This window comes from Rahnella ecdela, assembly GCF_019049625.1.
Lineage (GTDB): Bacteria > Pseudomonadota > Gammaproteobacteria > Enterobacterales > Enterobacteriaceae > Rahnella > Rahnella ecdela.
Window position 1 is genome coordinate 437,413 of the sequence record NZ_JAFMOY010000131.1, and the last position, 13,024, is coordinate 450,436.

Below are 13,024 nucleotides of genomic sequence, written 5' to 3' on the forward strand. Positions count from 1 at the left end.
GGATCCTGCGATGGCAGAAAAACATGTTATAGATTTGGTCATGACGGTCAACAAACACGCTGAAGAAACTGCCATGCAACAGATGATGCTGCGAAATTTTATCATCGTGATGTGCCGCAGTATGACTGAAGATCAAAAAAGTCAGGTGAGATGGCAGATGCGTCAGATCCATCAGGTCACAGACGCTGAGTACCGTGACGGGGATGTTCATTTGCTGGAAAAGGCCCGTCGTGACGTGGAAATCATGCTCGAGCTGATCAATTAGGTTTCATCTGATGTCCGGCTGGCAAGGTGATGGTCTATCATTAAGTCAATGATAACCAAAGGGAGATAAGTATGGGATTTTGGAGAGTGTTAATTACCATTCTGGTGCCGCCGTTGGGCGTGCTGATCGGTAATGGTTTCGGCGGTGCGTTTCTGCTGAACATTATTCTGACACTGTGTGGTTATCTGCCGGGCTTGATCCACGGCTTCTGGGTTCAGACGCGCAAATAAACGTCAGCCCCTGAATAAAAAGCACTTTAATCAGAACCCGGTTTTGACCCTTTCAGGTCAGGCCGGGTTTTCTTTTGCCTGAGTATTGAGCAGTCGCAGAGGGATCAGAACAGAGAGAACAACATCACCACGGGCAGGCTCATGGGCCAGGTGAAACCGATAATGCCGGAGGTTAACAATCTTATTTTAATCGTGTCGCGGCTCACCAGAAGGGTAAACAACACCGCAATGCCCAGTCCACCCCAGTAAATCGTTTTAATAACTTCCCACCAAACGTGCACAACCAACCCCTGAAAATGATTAAAAATAACGGCGGGTATGATATTCCGTTAACATCTGGTAATCAATTATTGTGTGATGTTACTCAAAGTTTTGTTGTGTGGCGCTTTAGTGCGAATTGTTATAACTCTTCCACTGTGCCTGGCGTCTGCGCCGAAAGAGGCCGCAAATGCCCGCGAATGGCGGTAGGGGCGAAGCCAAAACGTTTGCGAAAACGTTCTGCAAAACGAGAGCCGCTTTCATAGCCGACCTGATGGGCAATGTGTGAAATCGCCAGATCGGTACACTGCAAGAGCCGTAACGCGTGGGTCATGCGCACGTCGATCATCAGATTTCTCAGGACACAATTTTCCGCCGCCAGACGCCTTCGCAACATCACCTCGTTCATCATCAGATTTTCGGCCACTTCTGCCGCCGTAAATGATTTATGCAGATTATTGATTAGCAGTTCGCGCACCTGTTCTGTGATGGTTTCAGGGTGTCGCAGGGAATAGCGCACGCCGAGCTGCGATAACCATAATAATTGTTCGATCATGCGGTGGCGGGTAATCGCTGCAGGCAGGCCGTGGTGCCAGAGAATGGCGCTATGTGTATCGGTAAAGCTTTGTTTAAAGGCACCGGGGATATGCGGAATAACCTGCAAGTTTTCGACCGTGATAAGCGGGGGACTGAAGCCGGTGGCATGCAGTCCCGCATCGGTCAGTAGCTGATGATCCCACGCCATAATGGCGCAGCTGAACGGGCCGTTATCGGAAAGATGGTGTGTCAGACTCAGGGTTTGTCCGCTATTAAGCACCAGCATTTCGCCGGACTGGAGCGTAACCTGTTGTTGTAAATAGTCTATTGAAAGACTGCCATTCTGAACAAGGATCAACTGTGGCTTATTAATATAAACATCATGAATAAAAAGTTCACTGTGCTGAATAAGCAGTGAAATAGTTCCTATCCCTGGTGTCACTTTTATTTTACGAACCATGTTGATGATGCCCGAAAAAAGACGACCGCAATGTAATGCTTGCTGCCTGATAAAAATGTCCCGCTTATGCTGATACAAACAGGCTGCCGGATGGTTCGTGTGTCACAAGAGAAGACCAGAGAGTGCCAGCCCTGGCAGCCAGGCGCTCTCTGCCTCTGAAAACTTTTCGCACAAGAAATATTGAAAAAAATAAAACGAACTTAACTTCACATTTTTTAGTATTAATAATTATTGGCGACCGCCAAAAGCAATCGAACGGAGATCGATTTTTCCGTAAGTCGTATTCACTTGTTGTTGTCGTGTTGACTGTCCAATCAGCTCGGTGAGTTTATTCATCCGTGCCTGTAATAACATTTTAAGAGTATTTTCATTATCCAGAATGATACGCAAATAACGGCGAATATCATTCTGAACCATGATCGACGTCTGTTCTGACATCGGTAACTTCGTCGTTGCTTCTACTGCTTTAACATAACCGACTTCGAGCTCGACCAGCTCATCCCACTTCTCTTCATTCGCCAGCCGCAACATCTGCTCGCTTAAAGACAGGATCAGTTGATATTCATTAACCAGATACTGATGTTGATCCATTATATTGGTCCTGCGACGGGTGATAGTTTGGGCCGATTTGCCGCCAGGCATCGGCGATGTTTTCAAGCAAGGCCAACACTTCCGTGATGGCCTCTTGATCGTTGTGTAAATTGGCATGTAATAAACGACGGACCATATAGGAATAAAGCGCTTCCAGGTTATCCACTAATTCAGGATCGCCTTTCTCACGACTTAATCCGGCTTTTAATCCGCTGTCGATAATATTGATAGCCATAGACAGCGATTTGCCTTTTTCGGCAATGCTGCCCTGCTGAATAAAGATGCGTGCGCGGATCAGGGCGCTGCGCGCCCCGTCAAATAACATCGTGACCAGCTGGTATGGCGTGGCGCTCATGACGCCACTTTCAAGGCCTACCTGTGCGTAGGCCTGCGTTCCTTTAGCGTTATACATAATTATTGTCCTAACGAACTTGACGTGCTGGTGGTTGCGAACTGCTGAGTCAGATACGTACTGGTGCTGTTCAGCGAAGCCATCGTCACATCGAGTGCAGTAAACTGAGTTTTATAACGCGCAATCGTGGCTGTAATGCTGTCATTGACTGCGTTGTACTGAGTGGTCAGGCTTTTCAGCGTGGTGTTAACCGCTGTTTTTGCATTGGCAATCGTACCGCTGTCGGTATCAAGGAATGACACGTTCAGGTTGTTCAGTTTAGTGATGACACCGGTCGTAGAGCCGTCACCAAGCAGCATGGTTTTGACATCGCTGGTGCTGTTTGACAGCACATCATCAAGTTTGGTGGTGTCGACTTTCAGATTGCCAGTACTCGGATCGGTCGTGATACCGAGGCTGGAAAGTGAGCTGATACCATTGGAATTGAATGCTGAAGAAATAGCTGATTTCAGTTGTGTCTGGATGGTGCGCAGCGCGCTGTCACCCAGCAGGGCGCCATTGCTGGTGTCCTGAGTATCCGCATTATTATCGACAGCGGTAAATTTCGTCAGACTGGTAAATGTTGATTGCAGGGCATTATACGCAGTGACAAATGCCTGGATTTTCGTGCTGGCATCGCTGGTGTCTTTTTTCACAGTCAGCGTTGCTGCGCTGTCAGTGGTCGCCAGCAGATTCAACGTAATGCCTTCCGGGGCATCAGTGACTTCGTTGCTTTGACGCTCAATGGCGATGCCGTTGACGCTAAGCTGCGCATTCTTCGCTTCAACGTTTTGCGTCATGCCACCGGTATTGGTCGATGAGTCATAACCAATGAATGAATTCAGCGTGTCATCACCTGTCACGCTCAGCGTCATCTGCGAGTCAGTACCGGTATCATCTGAGGAAACAATCAGCTGATAACTGCCATCGGAAACTTTCAACACGCTGGCCGTTACACCGGCATCGGCGCCGTTAATCGCATCACGCATACCGGCTAATGACGTCTGGTCATCAGTCAGTGAGATGGATACTGGTGTTCCATCACCTTTAGTAATGGTAAGACTGCGGGTACCGGTAGAAGTCGTTCCGCCTAAAGCTGTACTCGTATCTTTCGCCGTACCAGAGACCAGCACCTGCGCTTGCGCCAGCTGAGTAACGTTAATCGCATATTTACCTGCGGCAACACCCGCTGCTGTGGTTGCTGTAAAAGCAGAAGTATTGTTTGAGGTGGCTGTCGTTGCCTGATAGACAGACGCGCTGTTCAATGCTGAAGTCGCATCCGCGAAAGACTGTAAAGAACTTTGTAAGGTTCCATAGGCAGTCAGTTTGGCGCTGTAACTGCTTTGAGCGGTGCTGATTGGCGTCAGACGTGCTTTCTCTGCAGTGGTCAGATTATCAAGCAAAGTCGTCAGGTCCAGCCCTGAGCCGATACCTAATGAAGATATAGTGGCCATATGTATCCTTTACGGTTTGTATAAGAGTCTTTAAGCCCTATCGGCACGACGGAGAAAAAGTTTAATGGAATGCAACAAAAAGTAATGGCGTGAATAGGCGGTATAAGGAAGGGTAATTCTCAAAGTAAGAAATCAGGATTTTTTGAGAAATAATTCTAAAGGTTGCGGGTGAAGCGCCGATACAAGTTTGGACGGTGATGAACGCCGTGGGCAATAAGCCCGAACCCTTAACCAGATTTGAAGGAATACACTCATGGCTCAAGTTATCAATACCAACACGCTGTCTCTGATGACTCAGAACAACATGAACAAATCCCAGTCCGCACTGAGCACCGCTATCGAGCGTCTGTCCTCCGGTCTGCGTATCAACAGCGCAAAAGATGACGCTGCTGGTCAGGCGATTGCCAACCGTTTCACTTCTAACATCAACGGTCTGACTCAGGCTTCACGTAACGCCAACGACGGTATCTCCGTTGCGCAGACCACAGAAGGTTCACTGAGCGAAATCAACAACAACTTACAACGTATCCGTGAGCTGTCTGTTCAGGCTGCTAACGGCACCAACTCCGATTCCGACCTGTCATCAATCCAGGACGAAATCACTTCCCGTCTGGACGAAATCGACCGTGTTTCTGGTCAGACTCAGTTCAACGGTGTGAAAGTACTGGCTTCAAATCAGACCATGTCTATCCAGGTTGGCGCAAACGACGGCGAAACCATCGACATCGACCTGCAGAAAATCGACTCCACCACTCTGGGTCTGAACGGTCTGAACGTGCAAACGGCTAACGTTTCTACTGGTAAGGCACTCACTACCGTGCCTACAACCGTTACCCTGAACGGTGTTGCTGCAGATAAAACTGCATTCGATACGGCTGTTAAAGCGTTAGATACTACACCTGCCGCTGCCGCTGCAACTATTGTTAAAAGTACCGACGGTAGCTATTTCGCTAAAGTTACTGGCGCAACCGATACAGCTAAAGATGGGTACTACTCAGTAAGTATTGATAACACTTCAGGTGCAGTAACACTGGGTACACAGGTTGCTGACCAGACTTCAGTTAAAACAGATGATGTTGCACAGACTACTAGCACTGTTAACAAAGCTATCGACATGACTGATGCATCTGTTACCGCAATTTCTGGTGCTAAACTGTATCAGGTTACCAACGCATCTGGTGATACTGCTTACGCTGTAAAAGGCACTGATAACAAGCTGTATTCAGCGACTGTTACCAATGGCAAAGTGACCGTTGATACTGCGACTTACACTGATGCTGATGGTACTACTAGCAAGACTGCAAATGTTCTTCTGGGCGGTACTGATGGCCTGAGCAAAGTGGTTACTGTTGGTACAGGTGAGAATGCTAAGACTTACCTGGCAAGCGATCTGAATGGCGCTGACCTGAAAACAGATACTCTGTCTTCAATCAAAACCTCTACAACTGATCCGCTGGCTGCTATTGATGCTGCAATCGGCCAGGTTGATGACTTCCGTTCTTCACTGGGTGCGATTCAGAACCGTTTCGATTCTGCCATCACTAACCTGAGCAACACCACCACTAACCTGTCTTCTGCACAGAGCCGTATTCAGGATGCTGACTACGCGACAGAAGTTTCAGCAATGTCTAAAGCACAGATCCTGCAGCAGGCTGGTAACTCAGTACTGGCTAAAGCTAACCAGGTTCCTCAGTCTGTACTGTCCCTGCTGCAATAATTGTCTTTGCAGACAAATTACGCAGTTCGGTCATAAACAGCTTAAACCCCGCTCCGGCGGGGTTTTTTTTAACCAAAATTTACGATTCTCCGGGTTAAATGAAAACCATTCGCTGGTATAATTTAGGATAATCTTTATGTTGTGTTTGATTTTTATACAATGGTTTACGCATCGTTTTCCGCCGGTCAGAAACAGAATGAGCGAGACATAATCAAAATAACCGCGCTTTTAAGGCCTTATTCAGCCGATTGAACAGCGATTAGCACTGGCACAATGATACTGACCCTCAATTTGCCAGGTTACGACAGTGAGCGATCTGTATACCGCCGACGGCGTGATAGACAAAAATTCTTTGTGGCAGCGCTATGTTCCGCTCGTGCGCCATGAAGCCCTGCGTTTGCAGGTGCGGCTTCCCGCCAGCGTAGAGCTTGATGATCTACTGCAAGCGGGAGGGATCGGCCTGTTAAATGCGGTTGAGCGTTTTGATGCGATGCAGGGAACGGCGTTTACCACTTATGCCGTCCAGCGTATCCGCGGTGCGATGCTTGATGAGTTGCGCAGCCGCGACTGGGTACCGCGCAGCGTCAGACGTAACGCGCGCGAAGTGTCCCATGCGATGCATAGCGCAGAACAAAAATTAGGGCGACCACCGAGTGAAGGAGAGGTGGCGCAGGTGCTGGATATTCCTATTGAGGAATACCGGCAGATATTAATGGATACGAACAGCAGCCAGTTGTTTTCTTATGACGAATGGCGTGAAGAGCACGGCGATACTGCCGAGGCATTGATGGAAGGGCACGAAGAGGCCAACCCGTTACATCATCTTTTGGAGGGCAATTTGCGCCACCGGGTGATGGAAGCTATCGATGCGTTACCAGAACGGGAAAAGATGGTACTTACGCTTTACTACCAGGAAGAGTTGAATTTAAAAGAGATCGGGGCGGTGCTGGATGTCGGGGAATCCCGGGTAAGCCAGCTCCACAGTCAGGCGATTAAGCGCTTGCGCACACGTCTGGCAAACGACCACTGATCCGCTTTTTCCTGGCCGGTTATACATTTTATATCCCTTATCAGGAATAAATTTATGCCAGCGGGAATCAAAACAAGGCCTTTAAGCCGTTATCTTAAAGATTTTAAACACAGTCAGACTCACTGCTCACAGTGCGCAAAAGAACTCGACAGGATGGCTCTGGTGTTTCGCGGGCAAATTATCAATAAAGAGGCCATCGCCAAGATGGATCAGCCTATTGATGATGACGTGTGGCACAACCTGTCGCAGGAACTGACCGCACTGTGTCGTTTTTGCAGTGAGATAAGCTGTAACAGCCATTCGTCTTATTTCGACATTATGGCGTTTAAGCAATATCTGTTTGAACAGACTGAGATGAATCACAGCACGGTGCGCGAGTACGTTGTCCGCCTCCGCCGTCTGGATGAAATCCTCTCTGCCAATAACTATCCTTTGGATAAAGTTTCCGGGGACAGCATCCACCAGCGGATCATCAGTGATTTACCGGTGGCAGGCCATGACAACTACCGTATTGCCCTTCGCAAATACGACCAGTATCTGGCCTGGCAGAAATCAGCATAATGCTACACACAAACAGGCTCCTGCGGGGGCCTGTTTTTTTGTCTTGCATCCCCGTCAGCGCAAAGTATAAATCCTTCATATACTGACATTATTACCATTCTCCAGATTCTACCCAACTTCGACTATAACGACTTCGCACGGCGACACGTCTGTGCGTCAGGGGAACATTGTGCCTGCTAAAATTTCATTGCTTAAAACCCGGCTGGAAGCCTTTGATCGTCTCGAACTCTTAGGCAGCCCGACGCCGCTGGAGAAACTTCATCGTCTCTCGGAATTCACCGGACGCGACATCTATATCAAGCGCGACGACATCACGCCGCTGGCGCTGGGCGGCAACAAGCTGCGTAAGCTGGAATATCTGGTGGCCGCCGCGCTGGCAGAAGGTGCGGATACGCTGGTGACAGCGGGTGCTATTCAGTCTAACCATGTGCGTCAGACGGCGGCCGTTGCCGCCAAGCTGGGACTGAAATGCGTGGCGTTGCTGGAAAACCCCATCGGCACCACCGAAGCCAATTATCTGACCAACGGTAACCGCCTGCTGCTCGACTTATTTAATGTGGAAGTGGTGATGTGCGACGCGCTGCATGACCCGATGGCGCAGCTGGCAGAACAGGTAGAACGTCTGGAAGCGCAGGGTTTCCGTCCGTATGTTGTACCGGTCGGCGGCTCGAACGCGCTGGGCGCACTGGGTTATGTACAATGCGCGCTGGAAATCGCCGAACAGTCTTCGGCGAATTTTGTTGATTTCAGCGCGATGGTGGTCGCTTCCGGCAGCGCCGGCACGCACGCCGGGCTGGCGGTGGCCTTGCATCATCTGATGCCGGACACGCAGTTAATTGGTGTGACAGTGTCACGAAGTGCGCAGGATCAACGTCCGAAAGTGGAAGCCATTGCCCGTGAAGTGGCAACTGAGCTTCAGTTTGATGAGAAAGCGCCGCCCGTTATTTTGTGGGACAGCTATTTTGGCCCGCGCTACGGTGAGCCTAACGAAGCCGGAATGGCGGCAGTGAAATTGCTGGCAGAGCAGGAAGCCATGCTGCTGGATCCGGTATATACCGGTAAGGCGATGGCCGGATTGCTTGACGGCATTGAACGTGGTTTGTTCCCGGATGAAGGCCCTATCCTGTTCATTCACACCGGCGGCGCGCCGGCACTGTTTGCGTATCATCCGCAGGTTTAGTCGCCTAAAATACGCTTATGCTTTTTTGAGCTAAGATTATAGAATTATATTCCTGATAACTGATGCCGCCGGTGCTACTGTGCGCAAATCAGTAAGGCATATAACTTTTTATAATGAACAATAATTGAGGTGAATATGGTTTTTTCAGCGTTACGTCGTCGTTTAGTCCTCGGGGCAGTGGCCGTGACATTATCCACCGGGCTTATCAGCAACAGCTTTGCGGATGAAGGTTTACTGAAGAAAGTTAAAGATCGCGGCACTTTGATCGTCGGTCTTGAAGGCACTTATCCTCCGTTCAGTTTCCAGGGCGAAGACGGTAAACTGACCGGCTTTGAAGTGGAATTCGCTGATGCGCTGGCACAGCACATGGGCGTGAAAGCGAAACTGCAACCGACCAAATGGGACGGTATGCTGGCTTCGCTGGAATCCAAGCGTATTGACGTGGTGATCAACCAGGTGACCATTTCCCCTGAGCGCGAGAAGAAATACGATTTCTCTACGCCATATACCGTGTCCGGTATTCAGGCGCTGACTAAAAAAGGTCAGGAAGGCAGCATCACCAAGCCTGAAGATCTGAAAGGCAAAAAAGTCGGCGTGGGTCTGGGCAGTAACTACGAGCAATGGCTGCGTGCAAACGTGCAGGGCGTTGATGTCCGTACTTATGATGATGACCCGACTAAATACCAGGATCTGCGCGTAGGCCGTATCAACGCCATTCTGGTTGACCGTCTGGCGGCACTGGATCTGGTGAAGAAAACCGGTGATACCTTAGCCGTTGCGGGTGCACCGTTCTCCCGTCTGGAATCCGGCGTAGCAATCCGTAAGGACAACCCGGAACTGCTGGCGGCAATCAACAAAGCGATTGCTGAAATGCAGAAAGATGGCTCATTAGCAAAAATCTCTGAAAAGTGGTTTGGTGCTGACGTCACAAAATAATACCCGTAAAACCGGAGCGTCAGACTGGCGCTCCGGCTCATTACGAACTGATCCATAAGGTTCTTACCGGATGCAAGAAAGTATTCAACTGGTGCTGGATTCAGCACCATTTTTATTGAAAGGTACCCTGTTTACCCTTCAGCTCAGTCTGGGCGGAATGGTCTTCGGGTTAATCCTGGGCTTCATACTGGCGCTGATGCGCCTTTCGCATATCTGGCCGCTGTCATGGATATCACGATTCTACGTGTCAGTTTTCCGTGGTACGCCGCTGATTGCTCAGCTGTTCATGATTTATTACGGCCTGCCACAATTTGGCATCGAGCTGGATCCTATTCCGGCGGCGATGATTGGCCTGTCATTAAACACCGCGGCTTATACCTCTGAAACCCTGCGTGCGGCGATTTCGTCCATTGAAAAAGGGCAGTGGGAAGCGGCGGCAAGTATTGGGATGAACCCGTGGCAGACGCTGCGCCGCGTGATTTTACCGCAGGCCGCGCGCACGGCACTTCCGCCACTCGGCAACAGCTTTATCGGTCTGGTGAAAGACACCTCGCTGGCCGCCACCATTCAGGTGCCGGAACTGTTCCGTCAGGCGCAGCTGGTCACCTCGCGCACGCTGGAAGTGTTCACCATGTATCTGGCCGCATCCGTTATCTACTGGGTGCTGGCGACCGTTTTATCCTTCCTGCAAAACCGCCTGGAAGACCGCGTTAACCGTCAGGATCAGGAGCCTTCATGAGTACTATCGACGTAAAGCAACTGACTAAAAAGTTCAACAAACAGACGGTGTTACACGGTATCGATTTACAGGTGAATGCCGGTGAAGTGGTGGCGATTATCGGGCCAAGCGGCTCCGGTAAAACCACGTTGCTGCGCAGTATTAATCTTCTGGAAGAACCGGACGGCGGCACCATCAAGGTCGGTAATATCGAAATTGATGCCAGTAAGCCCATCAGCAAACAAAAAGATAAAGTGCGTGAACTGCGCAAACAGGTCGGTTTTGTCTTCCAGAACTTCAACCTGTTCCCGCATCGTTCGGTGCTGGAAAACATTATTGAAGGGCCGGTGATTGTGAAGGGCGAGCCGAAAGAAAAGGCCATCGCTAACGCGCGCAAGTTACTGGAAAAGGTCGGATTAAACGGCAAAGAAAATGCCTATCCACGACGTCTTTCCGGTGGTCAGCAGCAGCGTGTGGCTATCGCCCGCGCACTGGCGATGAATCCGGAAGTGATTTTGTTCGATGAACCGACTTCGGCGCTGGATCCTGAGCTGGTCGGCGAAGTGCTGAACACCATCCGCGCACTGGCGCTCGAGCACCGCACGATGGTGATTGTGACCCATGAAATGAGCTTCGCGCGCGATGTGGCGGACAGGGCGATCTTTATGGATCAGGGACGGATCGTAGAGCAGGGGCCAGCGAAAGAGCTGTTCTCGAATCCGCAACATGCCCGCACAAAACAGTTCCTCGAGAAGTTTTTAGCGCACTAAATTGAGCCCCCTCCTCGGCGAAGAGGAGGGGTAATCAGAAAGTGTAATTCACCCCAAACAGCGCCGATAAATCGCTGTATCCTTCGCCGCCAATCTGCTGCCCGACATTAGTCCATACGTTCAGATTTGAATTCAGCTTACCTTCCATACCCAGTTTCACTTCCCCCATATTCGTGGTGCCGGCTTCTTTGACTTTTTCATTCTCAAAACTGATGCTGGCAGGATCTGTGTTATACAGCCAGCTGGCCTCGACGTAGGTGGTGAATAACTTTCCGCTGGCGCGATCGTCACTGGCGACGCCATCCCGCGAGACTTTTACCCCCAGACGGCTGAGAAGATTACTATCACTGCCGGAACTCATGCGCATGCCGTTGCTGTCGGTATGATCGTCCGCCTTCAGCCCGTACCAGACAAGCTGAGCCTGCGGCGTGACAAATACATCGCCGTTTTCGCCGTGCCAGACCGGCTGACGGTAACCCGATTCCAGTGACCCGCTGAAACCACGGATCTCATTATTTTCAGTTGCCCGCGGGTCGCCTTCGACACTGGCGTTCATCCCGCTGTATTGCAGCCAGCTGTCGGCGTATACGCCATTTTGCGTTTTGGCATTCTGATACCAGGTGGCGTAAACGCCATTGCTGTGGGACTTACTGTCGCTGGCCATGACGCCGATACCCAAAATATCGTCTGTAGCAAACTGAGCGGAAAGCAACTCTGTGCCACCTGACGTGGCAGAGATTGTTTTTTTTGCGGGCAATAGAAAGGCAGGCTCAGCAGGAGTCAGTGTTTGTATAACATTCGTTTGCGAGGCAGAGGGAATGGGTGTTTGCGAGTGCGCAGAAAAACACGCCAGACAAAGAAGCAAACCACTGGACCCGCAAATTTCTTTCTGGCGCATGGTGCGCTCTTCTTTTAACGGAATACATACAATAAATGTAGATTACGCTGACAAATATAAAATATGCCGCCAGTAATAAATGTCACTGACGGGGATCCTTTTGTTCAGGCCTCTTCAGGTAATCGTCACGGATTACCGACACTTTCACAGTTTTGTTGTAAATTGATACTCTTACCCGCGCCCCTTGTTCCCATGATGAGATCTTATGACGCTGAAAGCCCTTAATCCTGAATCCCTGCAAAAGAGTGATCTGATTAACCTGCTGATTGCCATTCCCGCCGGGATTGTCGCCGCGCTGGTGACGATTGCTTTTCGCGGGGCAATTTCCGGCGTCAACGGCCTGATGTTTACCGACGGCAGCGACATCACCAAAGCGTTCAACGAATACCCGAAACTCATCTGGCCGCTTATCACCACCGCCGGTGGCGTGATTGCAGGTTTCATCCTGATCCTGGCGCTGCGTTACGAAAACAAACACGGAAAGATGCCGGATTATCTGGATGTTATCGATCAGCGGTTACCGGGCATTCCGGTGGTCAGCACCGTGCTGCGCGGATTGTCGTCGCTGGCTAGTATTGCCAGCGGTGGTTCAATCGGACGGGAAGGCGCGATGGTGCAGCTTTCTGCGCTGAGCGGCAGTCTGCTGGGGCGGTTTTCGCGTTTTAAAGGCGTCCATCAGTCGGATATTATCGCGATGGCTGCGGCGGGCGGACTGGCAGCGGTCTATCACGCGCCGTTTGCCGGGGCGCTGTTTGTGGCGGAAATCGCGTTTGGTGTGACCGCCGTTCAGCGGCTGATCCCGCTGTTTATCTCCGCATCGGTTGCGGTGCTCACCGTGCGTTCACTGACCGACTACGCGCCGCTGTATCTTTATTCCTCAGTGTCCTTTAGTCCGTCGCTCGGCGCGATTTTCACCGTGCTGATTATCGGCGTCGCGACAGGTGTGCTCGGGCCGTTATTCCTCTCATCTATTGATAAAGTCCGTCACTGGATGACTCCGATTACACATCCGGCGCTGCGTCTGGGGC

Annotated in this window: 16 protein-coding genes; 10 read left to right on the forward strand and 6 right to left on the reverse strand. The window is 50.5% G+C overall.

The features are described 5' to 3' along the window. Window positions 1-10 precede the first annotated feature (10 nt). The gene (locus J1784_RS20680) at window positions 11-265 is read left to right on the forward strand and encodes a hypothetical protein (RefSeq protein ID WP_217150735.1); all 255 of its coding nucleotides are present in this window, start codon (window positions 11-13) and stop codon (window positions 263-265) included. 71 nt (window positions 266-336) lie between these two features. Continuing rightward, entirely contained in the window at window positions 337-495 is a 159-nt protein-coding gene (locus J1784_RS20685; protein WP_015690040.1) for a YqaE/Pmp3 family membrane protein, read from the forward strand. A 104-nt stretch (window positions 496-599) separates the two neighbouring features. Here J1784_RS20685 and J1784_RS20690 read toward each other — a convergent pair whose 3' ends face one another. The 5 genes from J1784_RS20690 to fliD form a co-directional block, all read right to left on the reverse strand. After that, the gene (locus tag J1784_RS20690) at window positions 600-776 is read right to left on the reverse strand and encodes a GhoT/OrtT family toxin (protein ID WP_112291764.1); all 177 of its coding nucleotides are present in this window, start codon (window positions 774-776) and stop codon (window positions 600-602) included. Window positions 777-895: 119 nt separating this feature from the next. Then, window positions 896-1,750 carry a helix-turn-helix transcriptional regulator gene (locus tag J1784_RS20695; protein ID WP_217150736.1) on the reverse strand — a complete coding sequence of 285 codons (855 nt, stop codon included), beginning with the start codon at window positions 1,748-1,750 and terminating at the stop codon, window positions 896-898. A 228-nt stretch (window positions 1,751-1,978) separates the two neighbouring features. Next, on the reverse strand, window positions 1,979-2,341 hold the full coding sequence (gene fliT, locus J1784_RS20700; protein WP_120131021.1) for a flagella biosynthesis regulatory protein FliT: 363 nt from the start codon (window positions 2,339-2,341) through the stop codon (window positions 1,979-1,981). Beyond that, the gene (fliS, locus tag J1784_RS20705) at window positions 2,316-2,753 is read right to left on the reverse strand and encodes a flagellar export chaperone FliS (protein ID WP_159281084.1); all 438 of its coding nucleotides are present in this window, start codon (window positions 2,751-2,753) and stop codon (window positions 2,316-2,318) included. The genes fliT and fliS overlap by 26 nt, the downstream gene beginning before the upstream one ends. 2 nt (window positions 2,754-2,755) lie before the next feature. Next, window positions 2,756-4,186: a flagellar filament capping protein FliD gene (gene fliD / locus J1784_RS20710; RefSeq protein ID WP_217150737.1), complete on the reverse strand. Its 1,431-nt coding sequence runs from the start codon at window positions 4,184-4,186 to the stop codon at window positions 2,756-2,758. A 253-nt stretch (window positions 4,187-4,439) separates the two neighbouring features. On the opposite strand from fliD, the gene J1784_RS20715 reads away from it, so the two are divergent. The 7 genes from J1784_RS20715 (at window position 4,440) to tcyN (ending at window position 11,098) form a co-directional block, all read left to right on the forward strand. Then, the gene (locus J1784_RS20715; protein WP_217150738.1) at window positions 4,440-5,903 is read left to right on the forward strand and encodes a flagellin N-terminal helical domain-containing protein; all 1,464 of its coding nucleotides are present in this window, start codon (window positions 4,440-4,442) and stop codon (window positions 5,901-5,903) included. A 307-nt stretch (window positions 5,904-6,210) separates the two neighbouring features. After that, entirely contained in the window at window positions 6,211-6,933 is a 723-nt protein-coding gene (locus J1784_RS20720; RefSeq protein WP_217150739.1) for an RNA polymerase sigma factor FliA, read from the forward strand. Between the two features lie 54 nt (window positions 6,934-6,987). Then, complete coding sequence (fliZ, locus tag J1784_RS20725; protein ID WP_120506725.1) at window positions 6,988-7,494, forward strand: flagella biosynthesis regulatory protein FliZ; 507 nt, start codon at window positions 6,988-6,990, stop codon at window positions 7,492-7,494. Between the two features lie 169 nt (window positions 7,495-7,663). Further along, window positions 7,664-8,674 carry a D-cysteine desulfhydrase gene (locus tag J1784_RS20730; RefSeq protein ID WP_217150740.1) on the forward strand — a complete coding sequence of 337 codons (1,011 nt, stop codon included), beginning with the start codon at window positions 7,664-7,666 and terminating at the stop codon, window positions 8,672-8,674. Between the two features lie 135 nt (window positions 8,675-8,809). Then, window positions 8,810-9,610, forward strand: coding sequence for a cystine ABC transporter substrate-binding protein (gene tcyJ / locus J1784_RS20735; protein WP_217150741.1), 801 nt, complete (start codon window positions 8,810-8,812; stop codon window positions 9,608-9,610). A 70-nt stretch (window positions 9,611-9,680) separates the two neighbouring features. Continuing rightward, a complete protein-coding gene (gene tcyL / locus J1784_RS20740; protein ID WP_217150742.1) occupies window positions 9,681-10,349 on the forward strand; it encodes a cystine ABC transporter permease in 669 nt (222 codons plus the stop codon). Continuing rightward, a complete protein-coding gene (tcyN, locus tag J1784_RS20745; RefSeq protein ID WP_217150743.1) occupies window positions 10,346-11,098 on the forward strand; it encodes an L-cystine ABC transporter ATP-binding protein TcyN in 753 nt (250 codons plus the stop codon). The genes tcyL and tcyN overlap by 4 nt, the downstream gene beginning before the upstream one ends. Window positions 11,099-11,132: 34 nt before the next feature. On the opposite strand, the gene J1784_RS20750 is transcribed toward tcyN, so the two are convergent. Further along, window positions 11,133-11,810, reverse strand: coding sequence for an autotransporter outer membrane beta-barrel domain-containing protein (locus tag J1784_RS20750; protein WP_217150744.1), 678 nt, complete (start codon window positions 11,808-11,810; stop codon window positions 11,133-11,135). A gap of 391 nt (window positions 11,811-12,201) precedes the next feature. On the opposite strand from J1784_RS20750, the gene J1784_RS20755 reads away from it, so the two are divergent. Beyond that, window positions 12,202-13,024, forward strand: an 823-nt coding sequence (locus J1784_RS20755) for a chloride channel protein (protein ID WP_217150745.1), incomplete at its 3' end; no start/stop codon positions are given.

Bases quoted from the DNA above. Each gene is read 5' to 3' on its own strand.
- fliT (WP_120131021.1), bottom strand. From the start codon at position 2,341: ATGGATCAACATCAGTATCTGGTTAATGAATATCAACTGATCCTGTCT.
- J1784_RS20680 (WP_217150735.1), top strand. From the start codon at position 11: ATGGCAGAAAAACATGTTATAGATTTGGTCATGACGGTCAACAAACAC.
- tcyJ (WP_217150741.1), top strand. From the start codon at position 8,810: ATGGTTTTTTCAGCGTTACGTCGTCGTTTAGTCCTCGGGGCAGTGGCC.
- tcyL (WP_217150742.1), top strand. From the start codon at position 9,681: ATGCAAGAAAGTATTCAACTGGTGCTGGATTCAGCACCATTTTTATTG.
- fliZ (WP_120506725.1), top strand. From the start codon at position 6,988: ATGCCAGCGGGAATCAAAACAAGGCCTTTAAGCCGTTATCTTAAAGAT.
- J1784_RS20715 (WP_217150738.1), top strand. From the start codon at position 4,440: ATGGCTCAAGTTATCAATACCAACACGCTGTCTCTGATGACTCAGAAC.
- fliS (WP_159281084.1), bottom strand. From the start codon at position 2,753: ATGTATAACGCTAAAGGAACGCAGGCCTACGCACAGGTAGGCCTTGAA.
- tcyN (WP_217150743.1), top strand. From the start codon at position 10,346: ATGAGTACTATCGACGTAAAGCAACTGACTAAAAAGTTCAACAAACAG.
- J1784_RS20695 (WP_217150736.1), bottom strand. From the start codon at position 1,750: ATGGTTCGTAAAATAAAAGTGACACCAGGGATAGGAACTATTTCACTG.
- fliD (WP_217150737.1), bottom strand. From the start codon at position 4,186: ATGGCCACTATATCTTCATTAGGTATCGGCTCAGGGCTGGACCTGACG.
- J1784_RS20685 (WP_015690040.1), top strand. From the start codon at position 337: ATGGGATTTTGGAGAGTGTTAATTACCATTCTGGTGCCGCCGTTGGGC.